Raw genomic sequence first — 16,428 nt, 5'->3', positions numbered from 1 at the left:
TGCCCGTGTGCGGGTTCGCCCTGCTGCGGATATTTCCTTTTGATATTCAATGTCTTGCGGCTGCAGGTGTGTGCCCGCTGCCACATGGTCTGATTTCAGCCCTGCTTGACGGCTTTCAGGCGCGTATCGCTGAGGAGGCCCTGTTCTTCGAGGACGGGATAGGCCATTGAGGCGAGAAGCGAGTTGATCTGCTTGAGGTCGCGGATCGTGTCGAGATGGATGCTGCTGGTCTCGATGCTGCGGGTGGCGCCTTCGCGCAGTCGGCTGAAATGGCGCATGCTGGTCTGCTTTTCCAGTTCACGCAGCTGGTCCTTTTCCTGCACTAGCTGACGGGCCGTACGGCCATCGCGTGAGACGATCACATTGAACGCCATGTGCGCATTGGCCAGAACCATGGCGTGGAAATGGCTGAGTTCCTTCCAGCCTTCTTCGGTGAATTCCAGCTTGTGATCCATCTTCTTTTGAACATGCGCCAGCATGTTGCGCACGATGATGTCGCCGACCTGCTCAAGCTTCACACATGCGCCCAGCAATTCCTGCATGCGCAGCGACTCGAAATCACTCAGCTCATGGGTTGCAAGCCTGGTCAGATAGAGCTTGATGGCGGCATGGCGCTTGTCCACGCGGTCATCAAGGGCTTCAAGTTCATCGATCCGCACCTGATCGGGCTTCTCATATAGCTCCATGACCCGCCGCAGCATGACTTCGATCGTGTCGCAGACGCCGACCACTTCCCGGGTCGCATTGGCAAGCGCCTGCGAGGGCCGGTCGAGCACGGCAGTGTCGAGCGCGCTATATTGCTCGATCTCGATGGGTTGCTGCGAAGCCGGGCTGCCCTTGTCCGCATTGAGATTGACCAGAGCCTCGGTTGCGCGCAGCACGAGGCCGGAAAGCGGAATACCGGCAATCATCACGATGACATTGAACAGGATATGCGCATTGACCACCTGCGAAACCGGATCGGTGCCGAGAAAGGCGACCGACGGTTTGAAGGTCTGGTAAAGCACGAGCATGATGAGTGACCCGGCGCCGCGCATCAAAAGATTGCCGAGTGGAACGACGCGGGTTTCAGGTGGCGCATGCCGGGTCAGGATCGGGGCGATGATCGAAGACCCCAGATTGACGCCGAGAACCATCACCACAGCGAGCTCTGGATGGATCAGCCCGCGCGAGGCAAAGGTGGTCAGCAGGATGACGGCGGCAACGCTGGAATGAAACAGCCATGTCATGAGGGCTGCGAGCAGATAGGCCGTGATCGGGTCGCCCGACAGATAGTCGACGATGACCGGCAGAAGCTCGCTTTGCCGCAGCGGCTCGGTAGCTTGCCCAGTCATTTCCAGCGACATGATGAGAAGGCCGATACCGACCAGAATGCGTCCGATCTGCCGCCAGTCACGACGCTCGGTGGTCATGAAGATGCCGGTGCCGATGACAAGGCAGAGCGGTACCAGAAGCGTGAGATCGTAGCTCAGGATCTTGACGACGAGGGCGGAGCCAAGCTCACCGCCGCGCACGGCCATGAGGCCTGCGATGCCGCTGACAAAACCTGAACCGACAAATGAACCGACGAGAAGCGTAACCGCTGTCGAGCTTTGCAAGGCGACAGCAAGGGCAAGGCCGAAGGCGACGGAAAGCAGCGGGTTCTGCATCTGGTTGCGCAAGCGTCTGCGCAGCCGGTCGCCATAGGCACGCTCCACCCCGGTCCGAACCATGCGTGTCGCCCAAAGCAGGAGCGCAACTGCACCGGCCAGATGCAAAAGGACCAAAGAACCATTCACGGCAAAATCCCTTCGGGTTGGAGGTTGACATCTGTGATTAAGCTAACGCAACAAATGAAGAAAAAATATGTTCCGGCTAATCAATTCTTCAAGAGATATGGGCTTGTTCGCAATTAAAAGCAATCCATTCCCGCAGCGTCATGACGGATATATGACAGTTTTGTGACAGTGGGCTTGTTTGGTAGCGACATGTGATTAGCGGGGAGGGACATGCCTGCACGATGGACTGTCAGAACGGGCACGCCTATATACTCTAAGGAATACACCTCCGCTGTCTGAACGAACTGCCCGAACGAACTGAAAGTGAAATCTGTAATGCGTTTTCCGCCCTCCTTTCTCGATGAGATCAGAGACCGCGTCCCGATCTCGACGCTGATAGGAACGCGCGCTTCGTTCGACCGCAAGAAGAGTAATCCTCCGAAGGGTGATTTCTGGGCCTGTTGTCCGTTCCATGGCGAGAAGACGCCAAGCTTTCACTGCGAAGATCGCAAGGGTCGCTATCATTGTTTCGGCTGCGGCGTGACCGGTGATCACTTCAAGTTTCTGACCGATCTTGAAGGACTGAGTTTCCCCGAAGCAGTGGAGCGTGTAGCCGATATGGCAGGCGTTCCGATGCCTGCGCGCGATCCGGAAATGGAAAAGCGCGAGGCGCAGCGCGCAACGCTTTATGATGTCATGGAGCTGGCTGCGCAGTTCTTCGAAAACCAGCTGCAAAGCGCCGTTGGAGCCAAGGCACGCGCCTATCTGCGGGATCGCGGACTTTCGACCGCAACGCAGCAGTCGTTCCGCATTGGCTATGCGCCAGAGTCGCGCAATGCCTTGAAGGAGTTTCTGGCTGGCAAAGGCGTGTCGCGCGAGCAGATCGAGGCGTGCGGCCTTGTTGTGCACGGCGAGGGGATTGCCGTTTCCTACGACCGTTTTCGCGATCGCGTCATGTTCCCGATCGAGGATTTGCGCGGGCGGATCATTGCTTTCGGCGGGCGTGCGCTTTCTGCGGATGCTCCGGCCAAATATCTGAACTCGCCGGAAACCGAACTCTTTCACAAGGGGCGGGTTCTCTATAACGGATTGCGGGCGCGCAAGGCCTGCCAGCCGCAAGCTGGAGAACCGGCCAAATCCATCATCGCTGTTGAAGGCTATATGGATGTGATCGCGCTTGCGCAGGCGGGTATCCATCAGGTGGTGGCTCCGCTCGGTACGGCGCTGACGGAAGAACAGCTCGAACTTCTCTGGCGCATCAGCCCTGAACCCGTTCTGTGCTTCGATGGTGACGGGGCGGGGCTTCGCGCCGCCTATCGCGCTGTCGATCTTGGATTGCCTGCCTTGCAGCCCGGCAAATCGCTGCGCTTTGCACTATTGCCGGAAGGGCAGGACCCGGACGATCTGGTCAAGGCGGAAGGCCCAGCCGCATTTCATGCGGTCCTGCGCGACGCCAGACCGCTGGTCGATATGGTGTGGACGCGGGAAACGACGGGCGGTGTGTTCGATACGCCGGAACGCCGCGCCGAACTGGAGGCGCGGCTGCGTGAAATTACCAGCCGCATCGCGAATGAGGATATCCGGCGCCACTACAGTCAGGATATGCGCGACCGGGCACAAGCCTTTTTTGGCCAGGGGCGTCAGGGGTATCAAGGCGGCGGACAGCGCAATTCGTCTTTCAACCGCAGGAATGATGGCGGACGGGGACGCGGCGGACCGGCGGGCGGCAATGGCCGCCTTGCGATTTCCGACAGTCTGGTGCGCTCCACGCTGGTAAAGGGCGGCAGGCCGGGCGCTGGATCACATGCCCCCTTGCGCGAAACTGCCATCGTGCTGACGCTTCTCAATCACCCACGGCTGATTGAAGAGGATTTCGAGACGCTGGCGGCACTCGATCTGGGACATGAGGCACTCAAGTCGCTGCATCTGGCCATGCTGGATGTGCTGGCTGCCGGCCACATGGAAGATGGCCACGCCATGCGGCACGCACTGGTCAATGCCGGTCATGGCGAGCAGATTGAAATGCTCGAACTCGTGGTGAAGGGTGCGAAACTCTGGACTGCGACGGCTCTGGCCGCAGAAGACGACGCACGCGAAGCCCTTCGTCAGGCGCTTCACTTGCATCAGCGTGCGCGCACACTACATAAGGAGCTGCGGGCCGTTGAGGCCGCACTTGAAACAGACGAGACGGGCGAATTGTTTGCACGTCTCAGAGATATACAAAATCAGATTTTGAAAGCTGATGCGACTGAAGCTCTGATCGACGGTTTTGGACTGTCTTCGGGGCGCCCACCCGGCGGTTTCTGATTCGGATTTCCGAATCAGTTCTGCGAGAACAGCCGGAAATGCGGGGTTGCGATCCGGAAAACGTGCTCTATCTGGCCAACGAAGAGGTCGCGACAACAAATGATTCGCTTTTTAAGCCCGAATCATGTGAGTCGCTCTTGACGTGTGGCGTAAATGACGGAATCACGACAGTTCGAACAAGGAAAAGAACAGAAACCGGTGATATCCGATGCTGCAAGGCAGCAAGCCGGATTTGGGCCGGAAAAGTGGCCCGGAAAGTGGCGTTGTCTGGTTGACCGCCTGATCTGCCCACAAGAAATCGGAGATGAAGAAGCCCGATACCGATGGCAAGGTTAATCCGCCATTAACAGGAAATCGGCTACTCGCAGAATCAACTGACGGATTGCAGCCTCGCAAAACTGTCCGAGAACTCTATATATCTTAGAAGCGACCGGGGTCGCCTGGAGAAGAACATATGGCAACGAAGGTTAAGGAAAACGAAGAAGCCGAAGTCGAGCGCGAAGGTGCTGCCGACGGTCCGCTTCTCGACCTTTCTGACGATGCTGTCAAGAAGATGATCAAACTCGCGAAGAAGCGCGGCTACGTCACTATGGACGAGCTGAATGCCGTGCTGCCTTCCGAGGAAGTGACATCCGAGCAGATCGAAGACACGATGTCGATGCTTTCCGATATGGGCATCAACGTCGTTGAAGATGACGAGCAGGACAACGACCGCGAAGAAAACAACGACGATGACTCGGAAGAGGGCGGCGATCTGGTTGAGTCCGGCGGCACGGCTGTTGCCACCACCACGACCAAGAAAGAGCCGACCGACCGTACCGACGATCCGGTGCGCATGTATCTGCGCGAAATGGGGTCCGTCGAGCTTCTGTCACGCGAAGGCGAAATCGCGATTGCAAAGCGCATCGAGGCCGGTCGTGAAACGATGATCGCCGGGCTTTGCGAAAGCCCGCTGACCTTCCAGGCGATCATCATCTGGCGCGACCAGCTGAACGATTCCAACATTCTGCTGCGCGAAATTATCGACCTCGAAACCACCTATGCCGGTCCGGAAGCCAAACAGGCTCCAGTGATCGAGCGCGTGGAAGAGGAAAAGCCGCGTGACGACAAGCCTCAGCGTCGCCGTGACGACGACGACATTACCAATGTCGGCGGCGACATACCCACGGAAGAAGAGGAAGAGGACGAAGACGAAGCCAACCTGTCGCTGGCGGCCATGGAAGCCGAACTGCGTCCACAGGTCATGGAAACGCTCGACCTCATCGCCGATACCTACAAGAAGCTGCGCAAGCTGCAGGACCAGCAGGTCGAGGGCCGTCTGGCCGCGACTGGCGAACTGTCGTCGAGCCAGGAGCGTCGCTACAAGGAACTGAAGGATCAGCTCATCAAGGCAGTGAAGTCGCTGTCGCTGAACCAGAACCGTATCGAACAGCTTGTCGAACAGCTTTACGACATCAACAAGCGTCTGGTGCAGAACGAAGGCAAGCTGCTGCGTCTGGCAGAATCCTTCGGTGTGCGTCGTGAGGAATTCCTGAAGGAATATCAGGGCCATGAGCTGGACCCGAAATGGGTAGAGCGCGTGAGCACGCTTTCAGCCCGTGGCTGGAAGGAATTTGCAGCCAAGGAAGAGCGCGCCATCGACCGTCTGCGTTCGGAAATCCAGATGCTGGCGACCGAAACCGCGATCTCCATCGGCGAATTCCGCCGTATCGTCAATCAGGTGCAGAAGGGCGAACGCGAAGCAACTATCGCCAAGAAGGAAATGGTGGAAGCCAACCTTCGTCTCGTCATCTCGATTGCCAAGAAGTACACGAACCGTGGTCTGCAGTTCCTCGATCTCATTCAGGAAGGCAATATCGGTCTGATGAAGGCGGTCGACAAGTTCGAATATCGCCGCGGTTACAAGTTCTCGACCTATGCGACATGGTGGATTCGTCAGGCAATCACCCGTTCGATTGCCGATCAGGCGCGCACTATCCGTATTCCGGTGCATATGATCGAAACGATCAACAAGATCGTTCGTACATCGCGCCAGATGCTGCATGAAATCGGTCGTGAGCCGACGCCGGAAGAACTGGCTGAAAAGCTCGCCATGCCGCTCGAAAAAGTGCGCAAGGTGCTGAAGATCGCCAAGGAGCCGATCTCGCTCGAAACGCCGGTTGGCGACGAGGAAGATTCACATCTGGGCGATTTCATCGAGGACAAGAACGCGCTTCTGCCAATCGATGCAGCGATTCAGGCCAATCTGCGCGATACGACGACCCGTGTTCTGGCTTCGCTGACGCCGCGTGAAGAACGTGTTCTGCGTATGCGTTTCGGCATCGGCATGAACACCGATCACACGCTGGAAGAAGTCGGCCAGCAGTTCTCGGTTACCCGCGAACGTATCCGTCAGATCGAAGCCAAGGCGCTGCGCAAGCTGAAGCATCCGAGCCGTTCACGTAAGCTGCGTTCGTTCCTGGATAGCTAAGCTGAACAAACACATACGGGAAGGGGAGGCGATATGTCTTTTTTGAAGCGTCTTTTCGGTGGAGGCTCGGCCTCCGAGACACCGGCAGAGCCGAAAGAGGCTGGTCGCCTTGAACACAAGGACTTTCTGATCATTGCCACGCCCTATAGCGAGGGCGGGCAGTATCAGGTCTGCGGCGTCATTTCCAAGACGATCGATGGCGAAGTGAAGGAATATCGCTTCGTTCGTGCCGACCGTTGCCCCGGCATCGAAGATGCCGCCAGCATTTCGCTGAATAAGGGACGGCAGATCGTGGATGAACAGGGTGAAGCTATTTTCCGCTGAGCCGCCTGCAAGAGAATTGAAAAAGCCGCGCATCAAGATGCGCGGCTTTTGCTGTTTAGAGGTTAGTGCGGGTCGCACATCATGGCGACCATTCTGCGCACGATGGGCAGAATGGCGAGGAGAACCGGAAAGGCGACCACCCACGAAAGGGCCCGTGCCGTCATCCAGCTGGATGCGAGATTGGGATGGGCAATGCCAAGGCTCTTGGCGGTTGCAATCAACGACACGATGAATGTCATCATGATCGATAGGATGAACGGCATCACAATAGATGCATAGCGTGCAGGCAGCTTCCTGCGGCGTGCGCATTCAAACTGAGACATGTGTATTCCTGAATATTATGCGGGGAAGGCGCAACGAAACATCAATGCGAATTGCCGTTCCCGGCGAGATTGATGCGTTGCCTAACGTAAGACGCTTACGGTCATGATGATGACGCGGGTCTAATAACCCGATAAGGATCGGATATCAAGTGTTCTGAAATGGCGGCGATTTGTCCACGCCATTCCGGACATAATTCCATTATACGCTGCATCATGAACGACAAACCATTCTGGCGCACCAAGACCTTGAACCAGCTCACCCGCAGCGAGTGGGAGAGCCTGTGTGACGGTTGCGGCCAATGCTGCCTGCATAAATTGCAGGATGACGACACAAACGAGATTTACTGGACCAGCGTTGCCTGCACGCTGCTCAACCCGGACAGCTGCCAGTGCCGTGATTATCCGAACCGCAAGAAGACGGTGCCGGACTGCGTTTTTCTGACGCCGGAAATCGTTGACGAGGTGGACTGGCTGCCTGTGACGTGCGCCTACCGTCTGGTTGCAGAAGGTTCGGATCTCTATTGGTGGCATCCGCTTGTTTCGGGTTCACCCGAAACGGTGCACGAGGCAGGTATTTCCGTTCGCGGCAAGGTGACGGCTTTCGATCACGATCTGGAAGATGACGACGATTATCTCGATCATATGGTGATGCCGAGCCACCGCTGATGGCTCGTTTGCGTTTTTCAAACATTGCGTAAATTTAATCTGTGCTTCAAATATCGCAGTATGGGCCTTGCTTCCTTGTAACGCATTGAATTTATTTAGTTTATAAAAGCAGTGCGCAGGCATTCCTTCTACTTCATATGAAGCTGAACGGCACATGAACGTTGGTTTTTCATTCTGTTCATCTATAGGGCGCTACTTCTCGGGTGCCTCAGGCAAGACCTGAAAACAAATCGAAGAGGTTCAAAGATGTCTGCTATTTCGCTCAAGTCGTTCGTCGTAACCGCTGCTCTTGGTGTTGCCGCCATCTTCACGACGGCAGCTTCCGCCAGCGCTGCCTCGACGGTTGTCGCTCCAGCCATCAGCACGTCGGCAAGCTCTGCCATCGTGAATATCGATTACCGAGGCTACCACCATGGCCGTCCAGCTTATCGTGGCCGTGCCTGCTCCATCGAAGGCGCCAAGATGAAGTCTAACCGCATGGGCATCCGCAATGCGCGTGTCGTCTATCGCGGCAAGTCGGTTCAGGTTCGTGGCTTCCGTCATGGTCGCCCTGCCGGTGTCGTGTTCGCAAATGTACGCGGCTGCCCGATCATTCGCTAAGACGCACGGCTTAAGTTTCAAAAGCCCCGGCCTGAGTAAATCAGGCCGGGGCTTTTCTTTGTGGCGGGTAAAAGAAAAGGGGCGCTGGAGCGCCCCTTCGCAATTGCCAATTGGATTGCCGTTATTCCTTGATTTCGAAAACGACATTGACCGAGACGTTATAGCTGTTCTCGCCAGCCGCGACGGGCACGGCATCTTCCGGCGCTGCTGCGGCCATGGTCTTATACTGAGCACGAGCGATTGGCATCGGCATGGGTGGGCGGCTCTGCTCGTTGATCTCGACAACGCGGCCAATGCCTACACCGGCAGCATCGGCAAGGGTCTTTGCCTTGGCGATGGCGTCGGCAACGGCACGCTTGCGCGCTTCATTGATCGTGGCTGCCGGATTGTCGTTGACGAAACTCAGATCGCCACCCTGATTGACGCCGAGCGTGACGGATTCATCAAGCACATTGCCGACCTTGGCCAGATCGCGCACGCGTACAGTCAGGCTGTTCGAAACCGTATAGCCGGTGATGCTTGGTTCTTTCAGACCATTCTTGTCGTCCGGATAGACGTAGCGTGGCTGGATGTTGATGCCGCCGGTCTGAAGATCGCGATCTTCAATGCCGGCTTTCTTCATGGCTTCGAGTACTTTCGCCATGGCTTCGTTGTTGGCGGTCATAGCTTCGCGAGCGGTCTTCGCCTCGCGCAGTACGGAGAGATTGAGGATGGCCATATCGGGCGAGGCGGTCATGGTGCCTTCGCCAGTGACGGCGATACGCGCAGGCTGCTTCGTCATCTGATTCTCCTGTGCCAGAGCTGGCAGCGTCAGCGCGCCTGCGAGCATGATTGCAGAAAAGGAGGTTGCAAGAAGAGTGGTAGCGCGGTTGTTCATAAAATCTCCTGTAGAGAAAGTTGAGGCAGCTCTGGCAAAGCTGGTTGCACCGGAGCGGCTGGCCACTTTGCCTTTGAAATCGCTTATTTCTTAAGTTCCCTCTTATGTATAAAGCCGACGATATCAGATTCGAATTGCGTGCTAATTACAACTTCTGGTTCAAATCAGAAATACCGTGGTTTTAGACCGGTTCCAGTTAAAGCGGAGTCGCTGGAACCGCTCTAACTATTTGTTTCGTCGCATTATCCTACGCAAAACCGCTTCGCACTTTTGCTAGAAATGCTCTAGGTTGTATGCATCGCAACTGAATATGTGCGCATTAGGGCAACTGATGCATTTGACAGCTTGTATCTCGGCTTTCTTTAGGGTAGGTCAACGTTGCGTGGGGCCTGTAGCTCAATTGGTTAGAGCCGGCGGCTCATAACCGCTTGGTTGGGGGTTCGAGTCCCTCCGGGCCCACCATTTTCTCCCTCAGTAATTTATTTGGCTTATCTTTGGAGAGTTCGCCGTTCTGTGCGCTCGTTTGCAACTCTAAACGAGGCTCAGCCGAACCATGTCCAGTTGGTACAAGTAAAGCGGCTATTCAAGTTGATATTTACAGCAATTAGTGTTTGCATATGATTGAGCATATTCAAGCTCCTTTAAAGAGTATTATGCTGGACTGATACGGATGCCGAATAATCGTTTTCGCTGATCCCGCAGATTCGTATGAGAAGCACTAATTTCGTTGAAACAGACAGATGAAACATCCGTTCTGATTAGCAAAGTGGCTTTGGGTGACAAAGACGCTTTCGCCTCACTTTATAAGGATACTAGCCCGAAACTATTCGCGATTTGCCTTCGTATATTGAAAGACAGATCGGAGGCAGAGGAAGCCCTTCAAGACGTCTATATCAAGATTTGGAAACGTTCGAGTACGTTTGGGATTGATGAAAGCGTGGCTTCAGCTTGGTTGGCAACCATCGCCCGCAATCATTCAATAGATGTCATTCGAGCAAGGAAACCTGTTACGGAGGATCTTGACGAAGTTCATGATCTGCCTGACGACGTCAATCCAAGCCCCGAGAAGGAGGTGTTGGCAAGAGACGAAGGACGCCGGATAGATGATTGCATGCGAGAGCTCGATCAAGTTCATGCGAAAGCGGTTCGGCAGCTTATGTGAAAGGTCTCAGCTATCTTGAGCACGCCCAGGAATTACAAGTGCCTTTGAATACTGTACGCACTTGGTTGCGACGCAGTCTATTGAAACTGAGAGAGTGCATGCAGCGATGACATCAAGCGAGCAAAATCATGGCAAACGCGGTCAGGATGACGTGCTGGCTGGTGAATACGTGCTCGGCGTTTTGTCAAATGAGAAGCGTCGCCAAGTAGAGCAAAGGATGCTTCATGACAAAGAATTCGCGTTACTAGTTGAGCGATGGCAGATCAGTTTCTCGCATTTCAATGACGACTATCAAGAATTGCCAGTGAATGAAAATATATTCGGAGAGATAGAGAAGCGATTGTTTGGATCGACACAGGATGCAGGGCATACTGTGTCGTTATGGAGTTCTGTTACCTTCTGGCGATGGGTTTCTTTGGCAACAACAATCGCTGCCGGTGTAGCGATTACTTCGCTTTCGGCGGTAATCTAACATCTAAGAACAGCGGTCCTCTGGTTGCCGAACTGTCAGCAACAGACGTACGTGTGAATTCGCTCGCTTCCTATGATCCGGCCAGCGGATATCTTCAAGTCATCCCTGTTGCAGCTGGAGCTTGCGGTGAGAAATCGCTTGAACTTTGGTTGCTACTGCAAAAAGGCAACCCGGTTTCGCTGGGTATCTTTAAGCCAGGCAAACAAGGGGAACTTACCATTCCGCTTGAACTACGCGACGATATTACAGCGGGTACGACACTCGCCGTCAGTCTTGAACCATTTGGCGGGTCTCCAACCGGGGTACCATCTGGCCCAATCGTGGTTAGTGGTATTGTGCGCCCATTGTAAAGTGCCACAAGTTTGGCTTGGCTCCTGAAACTTTTCTCTTTCTAATCTCGTCTTCCTCATTGGCTACCTTTTCAGGAGCTTCTGGGCAGGTGTTATCTCCCAGAATTGTTTGCTTTCGGAGGAGACAGGCTATGAACCCTTTACGTTCCGTGCACTTTCAGCAGCAACTGTAATGCTGGTTGCTGCCACATCCGCTTATGCCGAAAACCCCAATGTCGGCGGCTCGCCAATGTATGCGAACAAAAATATAGTTGAAAATGCGATGAACTCCAAAGGCCACACTACACTGGTTGCAGCAGTAAAGGCCGCAGACCTTGTGGAAACGCTGGAAGGTAAGGGGCCATTTACAGTGTTCGCACCAACAAACGAAGCGTCTGCCGCACTTCCAAAAGGCACTGTTGATGAACCGCTTAAGCCCGAAAACAAGGGAAAGCTAACCAAGGTTTTGACTTGCCACGTCGTTGCAGCGGACGCGATGTCAAAGAACATCAAGAAGATGATTGCCGATGACAAGGGCTCGCATGATGTGAAGACAGTCGGTGGCTGTATTCTCAAGGCAAAGGAAAGCGGCGATAAGATTACGTTAACCGACGAGAATGGCAATGTTGCGAACGTAACAATTGCTGATGTGAAGCAGTCAAATGGCGTTATTCATGTAATTGATAAGGTCTTGCTGCCAAAGATGTAATCAACGCGTAACATTGAGACATGCCGATTTACATATATATGTGGTCGGCATGTCCTCTTGGTCTTTTTTGAATTTAACTGTACTCGCAACTGTCGGGTGCCGCGTTATCCTGTGCAATGCAGGCAAAAACGGCAATGTGGTACCAGACCAAATATTTCGGGAGGTCCAAGGGGGGCTTCTTGGGGATTGCGATGTCTCCTTCAATCAATTTTGTCGCGACGCGCGATATTTCCATTGGAGCTGTTACCTTGTGCGGTATCCGGTCTGTTCCAACAGACCGGTGTTTTTGGTTTCCATCGCAAACTTTCAACAAATTTTAGCAGTTCGTTAAGAAAATAGTAACGCAATGAAACAATTTTTTAAGTGACGTGAACTGGCGACAAAATGGAGGTTTTGGGCGATGAGAAAAAATGCAACCACCGTTGCGCTGGCATTGGCAGGGTTGGTGGCGAGCTCTCTCGCGGCTTCAGCGAAGACGAGTTATTTGGGTGAATTCCGCGATTGGGGCGTTTACCAGAACACCGAGCTTGCGGGTAACAAATGCTATGCTTTGACCGTACCGATCAATTTTCAGCCGACCGGCGTGCAGCACGGCGATAATTTCGTGATTATTTCCAAGGCGGATGGCCAGTATAGCCCTCAATTGGTGATGGGATATCAGCTGAAAGCCAACAGTTCGGTCAATGTGATGGTGGATGGCGCGCGCTTTCCGTTCTTCAGCGAGGGCAATCGCGCCTGGGCGGAAAATGTTGCCGACGAAGCGAAGCTGATGCGGGCAATGCGCGCGGGCAAAACGCTCAATGTGCAGGCAACATCGGCACGCGGTACGCAGACCCGCTATACCTTCTCCCTGATGGGGCTTTCCGCCTCTCTGCAGCGCGTGGATGGCTGCCGGTGAAAATTGAAAAGCCCTGCCAATGGGCAGGGCTTTCTCTTGAAGGATGCGGCTTTATGAAAGCCAGGTCTGGCGATTGTACCAATCATCCAGTTCAGAACGCACGCGGTCTTTTTCTATGCCGTAGCGTTCCTGGATTTTGCCTTCCAACTGCTCGCGCCGGCCATTGATCTGGTCGAGATCGTCATCGGTGAGTTTACCCCACTGTTCCTTGATCTTGCCCTTGGCCTGTTTCCAGTTTCCTTCAACGCGATTCCAGTCCATTGGTTGGTCCTCCGTTCTGGGTTGGTTATGGATAACTAACGCAACGGAGCGCGATTGGTTCAGCAAAAAACTGTAGAACCAGCTCAGAGACCGAGGAACTTGAAGGGCTCGCTTTCCTTGAAACTGTCGTTGACGACGCCATTGAACGTGTTGGTCTGATTGACGCCGAGTTCGAGTTTCTTGACCTTGCCGGTCTCTGGCGAAAAGTCGATTTCCTTGAGATCAATCCAGAAGACATTGGGTGTCAAAGCCGATTCGAAGAAATAAAGCATGCGCTTCTGGTCGGCTACCGTCCGCCAGCGCGTCGAGGAAATGTTCGGCTGGTCAGGTGTTGTCAGGCCGAAAGGCACCGAGGTGTTCCGGATGACGCTGAAAACACTGGCAATCGACTCAACAGGGTCGTCGGTTTTCGGGACGGCGTTTACATAGAACGATGCGCGCGCGAAACGGTCGGCGGCGCGATTGGTGCCCGGCAGCATGACAGTGCCGCCGATCTGGGTCCAATAGGAGTTGAGCGCAAGCTGCTCATCGAATGTCGGCGAGTTGGTCATCACCTGATATTGCTTGCCGTGATGGATCACCTGCTTGCCGTTGATATATTCGATGACCGCGCTGTCGCCGCTGGAATCGGATATGGCCAGATGCAACGTGGCCAGTCTGTCTTCACCGGGGACCTTGTCCGTCACGATGGTGAAAGGCTCTGCACGCAGAGTTTTGACCGCCTCGTCGACCGTGGCAAAGTTATCAAGTACATATTGCGCCCAAGCCGCGATGCTGAGGCCCGGTGTGGTGCCGTCATATTTCGGATATTCCGATTCAACCAGCCACAATGCGCCAACGGAAAGTCCTGCTTCGTTCAGTCCATCTGTCGTGGAAATGTCGTAACCGGAGGCGATCACACTGCCATATTTGGATGTCCACTGAAGCGAGTTCTTGCCGGCCTCGCCGGAACGTTTCATGCCGCGTGGAAAGACCCAGAGATTGGTCGCAACATCCACTTTCCAATCCATGGATCGGGCGGTCATCACCTGATCGTTGGCCCCGTGATACACGAAACGTGTGCAGGCTTCGGCAATCGGTGCGGCAAGCATGCTGCCTGCAACGAGCGCTGTAGTGCAGATGCTGGAAAAAGACCGCTTCAAAATCGGCATGGATCGTCCCCTCTGTGATGCCCGGTAATCTCTAGGGCAGGATGCCCGTTCGCTATTGATTGAATGCCCTTCGCAGGGCGATATAAGGCAGTGATTGTAAGTGGAAAGACGGGCGAACGGGTTTTAACGCTCGCCCATATAACCGCGCTGCTTCCATTGCTGCAGGGGCATGATGTCTGGCGGTCCGCCGCCTGCCTCATACCAGGAATCGACGGCCCATTTCTGGCCCTGCTTGTCTTCGACAACTGCCGTCCAGTGCGGATATCGTCCATCGAAGAAAGCGCCGCGGGACGTGCGTCGCGCGACAGTGTGGTGCTTCAGCCAGCCGCGTGATTGCAGGTAGCGCAGGAAGTTATCGGTATTGGTCGATTCATCGATGCAATCCATCTGGCCCTTGATGCGGGCCTTGCCGAATTGCATTCTCGGCTTGTCCCGGACGCCAATCGCTGCGGTGCCGCGCTGTTCGAAGATCGCAATTGCCGTTCGCAGTGCTTTCCGTTCGCCATCTGCGCTGCGACTGCCATTTTGCAGCAGGTTCCGGATACGCTGTTGGTCCCTCGCGGTCAGCGTAACCTTGGTCCGGTAATGGCATTCATAACCGTGGCAGACGCTGAAGGTTTGTGCAGAAGCCATTCCGACCGGGAAGGCCAAGCCTATGAGGGCGCCAGCGCCCAGCAGTTTCATCAAATCGCTGCTCCGCGTTCGATTGAGAAGATTTCCCTGCAATTTCAGCAGGATAAAATAAATCGAATCTCCTGGTATCTTAACCGTGCTTGTGGCTGGTGAAAAGCAGGGACGGTTCAAGGCGTTCCAGCCCCTGATAGGGATTGGCATGGATTGCGAGAATCCAGAGACAGAATGAGGCTGTCAGCGAATAAATGACGAGCGCCTTTACACCAGCTCGCACACGGTCCGCATGGGTCGCTGCAATGGTTATCGCCGTGAGGAATGTAAGAGAAAGCACGAGATACCATTTGTAGTAGTCGATTGAGGTTGATCCGACAGCCAGACGGGTATTGCGCGCGTCTTGCAATTCATCGAAATCGTTGATGAGCTGGGAGATAACGGGTGACGGCACGTCGGCGCGTGCCAGATTGATGATCTCGCGCCGGATGCTCTGCAACGCCGTTTCAACGGAACCTGCTGGCTCGACATTGATCTTTTCGCGCCATTCGTCATCGATCACGGCAAGGCGATAGCCGGTGAGGGCGGCAGTGAGTTCAGGCGCATTCAATATCTCGGCCCTGGACGTTCCGATCAGACGGGAAATGGCCGAGCGTTCTTCACTGATCGCCTGATCTGCCCGGGAATTGACGCTCCAGATATCAGCGGCAACAAAACCGAGCGACAAGGCCCAGGCCGTCGCAATGGTGCTGATGAAAGCACCGATCGGAATGGACAGAACGTCGCTGGCTGCATGTTTGGACAGCATGTCGAGCGCGAAACGTCCAACCGCATAGAACACAATTCCAAGTACGGCGAAGGCCGTAAAAGAAAGATAGATCGGCAGCTCGAAGATATAGGTCATTCATTCCCCCACATTATTCCCCGATTATTATTACCGGAAGTCGTTGAATTTTACTTAGAGCTGATCAAGGGGGAGAGCAAAAAAACCGCCGGTTTTGCCGGCGGGTCAAGCAACAGAAACTAATTGGTTGTGAACTAGCGCTCGTGGACAAAGGGTATCCATAGTTTGACTGCAGCGATTGCGACGAAACCGAGGTAGGATTCCTTGGTCTTGTCATAGCGGGTCGCAACGCGCCGCCAGTTCTTGAGCTTGTTGAAGAGGCGCTCGATCTGATTACGCCATTTGTATTTGGCTTTGTCGTGCGGGATTGGTTGGCGTCTGTTGCTTTTTGTCGGAATGACGGCCTCGATATTGGCGCTGGCGATCTCGTCGCGAATGGCGTCAGCGTCATAACCCTTGTCGGCGAGGAACGCCTCGATCTGGTCGGAGATCATCCGGAATAACGGCGCGAAGCCCTGGGTATCATGCGTTTGTCCGGGCGTCAGGACGAAGCCGAGCGGTCGGCCTTTCGCATCGCACCGGGCATGGAGTTTGGTTGTGAAACCGCCGCGCGATCGGCCAAGCGCCTCGGTCTCTTGAGTCCCCTTTTTATGC

Annotated in this window: 15 protein-coding genes, 1 tRNA gene and 2 pseudogenes; 10 read left to right on the top strand and 8 right to left on the bottom strand. The window is 54.7% G+C overall.

Annotation, left to right across the window (positions count from 1 at the left end; genetic code table 11):
• Positions 1–95 precede the first annotated feature (95 nt).
• The gene (locus AAE521_RS26500) at positions 96–1,778 is read right to left on the bottom strand and encodes a Na/Pi cotransporter family protein (RefSeq protein WP_342060767.1); all 1,683 of its coding nucleotides are present in this window, start codon (positions 1,776–1,778) and stop codon (positions 96–98) included.
• Positions 1,779–2,093: 315 nt separating this feature from the next.
• On the opposite strand from AAE521_RS26500, the gene dnaG reads away from it, so the two are divergent.
• The 3 genes from dnaG (at position 2,094) to AAE521_RS26485 (ending at position 6,858) form a co-directional block, all read left to right on the top strand.
• On the top strand, positions 2,094–4,064 hold the full coding sequence (dnaG, locus tag AAE521_RS26495) for a DNA primase (RefSeq protein WP_010659672.1): 1,971 nt from the start codon (positions 2,094–2,096) through the stop codon (positions 4,062–4,064).
• A 454-nt stretch (positions 4,065–4,518) separates the two neighbouring features.
• On the top strand, positions 4,519–6,534 hold the full coding sequence (gene rpoD, locus AAE521_RS26490) for an RNA polymerase sigma factor RpoD (protein ID WP_071634485.1): 2,016 nt from the start codon (positions 4,519–4,521) through the stop codon (positions 6,532–6,534).
• 33 nt (positions 6,535–6,567) lie between these two features.
• Positions 6,568–6,858, top strand: a complete 291-nt coding sequence (locus tag AAE521_RS26485) for an HlyU family transcriptional regulator (RefSeq protein ID WP_010659675.1) — start codon at positions 6,568–6,570, stop codon at positions 6,856–6,858.
• A 62-nt stretch (positions 6,859–6,920) separates the two neighbouring features.
• On the opposite strand, the gene AAE521_RS26480 is transcribed toward AAE521_RS26485, so the two are convergent.
• A complete protein-coding gene (locus AAE521_RS26480) occupies positions 6,921–7,181 on the bottom strand; it encodes a DUF2798 domain-containing protein (protein ID WP_342062962.1) in 261 nt (86 codons plus the stop codon).
• Between the two features lie 213 nt (positions 7,182–7,394).
• On the opposite strand from AAE521_RS26480, the gene AAE521_RS26475 reads away from it, so the two are divergent.
• Together AAE521_RS26475 and AAE521_RS26470 are read left to right on the top strand one after the other, a co-directional pair.
• Positions 7,395–7,847: a YcgN family cysteine cluster protein gene (locus AAE521_RS26475; protein ID WP_071634488.1), complete on the top strand. Its 453-nt coding sequence runs from the start codon at positions 7,395–7,397 to the stop codon at positions 7,845–7,847.
• A gap of 246 nt (positions 7,848–8,093) precedes the next feature.
• Positions 8,094–8,447, top strand: coding sequence for an antifreeze protein (locus AAE521_RS26470; protein ID WP_071634487.1), 354 nt, complete (start codon positions 8,094–8,096; stop codon positions 8,445–8,447).
• Between the two features lie 121 nt (positions 8,448–8,568).
• Here the strand turns inward: AAE521_RS26470 and AAE521_RS26465 are convergent, their stop codons facing one another.
• The gene (locus AAE521_RS26465; RefSeq protein WP_010659679.1) at positions 8,569–9,324 is read right to left on the bottom strand and encodes an SIMPL domain-containing protein; all 756 of its coding nucleotides are present in this window, start codon (positions 9,322–9,324) and stop codon (positions 8,569–8,571) included.
• Between the two features lie 385 nt (positions 9,325–9,709).
• Here AAE521_RS26465 and AAE521_RS26460 point away from each other — a divergent pair.
• The 5 genes and pseudogenes from AAE521_RS26460 to AAE521_RS26435 all read left to right on the top strand — a co-directional run bounded on the left by AAE521_RS26460 (position 9,710) and on the right by AAE521_RS26435 (position 12,894).
• Positions 9,710–9,786 (top strand) — tRNA-Ile (locus AAE521_RS26460).
• Between the two features lie 265 nt (positions 9,787–10,051).
• Positions 10,052–10,596 (top strand): annotated as a pseudogene (locus tag AAE521_RS26455) (sigma-70 family RNA polymerase sigma factor).
• Positions 10,593–11,308 (top strand): annotated as a pseudogene (locus AAE521_RS26810) (anti-sigma factor). The pseudogenes AAE521_RS26455 and AAE521_RS26810 overlap by 4 nt, the downstream one beginning before the upstream one ends.
• 172 nt (positions 11,309–11,480) lie before the next feature.
• On the top strand, positions 11,481–11,996 hold the full coding sequence (locus tag AAE521_RS26440) for a fasciclin domain-containing protein (RefSeq protein ID WP_071630206.1): 516 nt from the start codon (positions 11,481–11,483) through the stop codon (positions 11,994–11,996).
• A gap of 400 nt (positions 11,997–12,396) precedes the next feature.
• On the top strand, positions 12,397–12,894 hold the full coding sequence (locus tag AAE521_RS26435) for an invasion associated locus B family protein (RefSeq protein ID WP_012091713.1): 498 nt from the start codon (positions 12,397–12,399) through the stop codon (positions 12,892–12,894).
• 51 nt (positions 12,895–12,945) lie between these two features.
• Here AAE521_RS26435 and AAE521_RS26430 read toward each other — a convergent pair whose 3' ends face one another.
• From AAE521_RS26430 to AAE521_RS26410, 5 genes are all read right to left on the bottom strand, one after another.
• A complete protein-coding gene (locus tag AAE521_RS26430) occupies positions 12,946–13,155 on the bottom strand; it encodes a CsbD family protein (protein WP_006467262.1) in 210 nt (69 codons plus the stop codon).
• 83 nt (positions 13,156–13,238) lie between these two features.
• On the bottom strand, positions 13,239–14,306 hold the full coding sequence (locus AAE521_RS26425; RefSeq protein ID WP_071630001.1) for a linear amide C-N hydrolase: 1,068 nt from the start codon (positions 14,304–14,306) through the stop codon (positions 13,239–13,241).
• 123 nt (positions 14,307–14,429) lie between these two features.
• Entirely contained in the window at positions 14,430–14,990 is a 561-nt protein-coding gene (locus tag AAE521_RS26420) for a hypothetical protein (protein WP_071630002.1), read from the bottom strand.
• Between the two features lie 79 nt (positions 14,991–15,069).
• Complete coding sequence (locus AAE521_RS26415; protein ID WP_029929084.1) at positions 15,070–15,834, bottom strand: bestrophin-like domain; 765 nt, start codon at positions 15,832–15,834, stop codon at positions 15,070–15,072.
• Between the two features lie 134 nt (positions 15,835–15,968).
• The coding region (locus AAE521_RS26410) for an IS5 family transposase (protein ID WP_342061974.1) at positions 15,969–16,428 on the bottom strand (460 nt) is incomplete at its 5' end.

Origin of the sequence: Brucella cytisi, assembly GCF_038433355.1 — a bacterium.
Lineage (GTDB): Bacteria > Pseudomonadota > Alphaproteobacteria > Rhizobiales > Rhizobiaceae > Brucella > Brucella cytisi.
The sequence above is the reverse complement of the archived record's forward strand: the minus strand, read 5'-3'. Positions and strand labels throughout refer to the sequence as shown.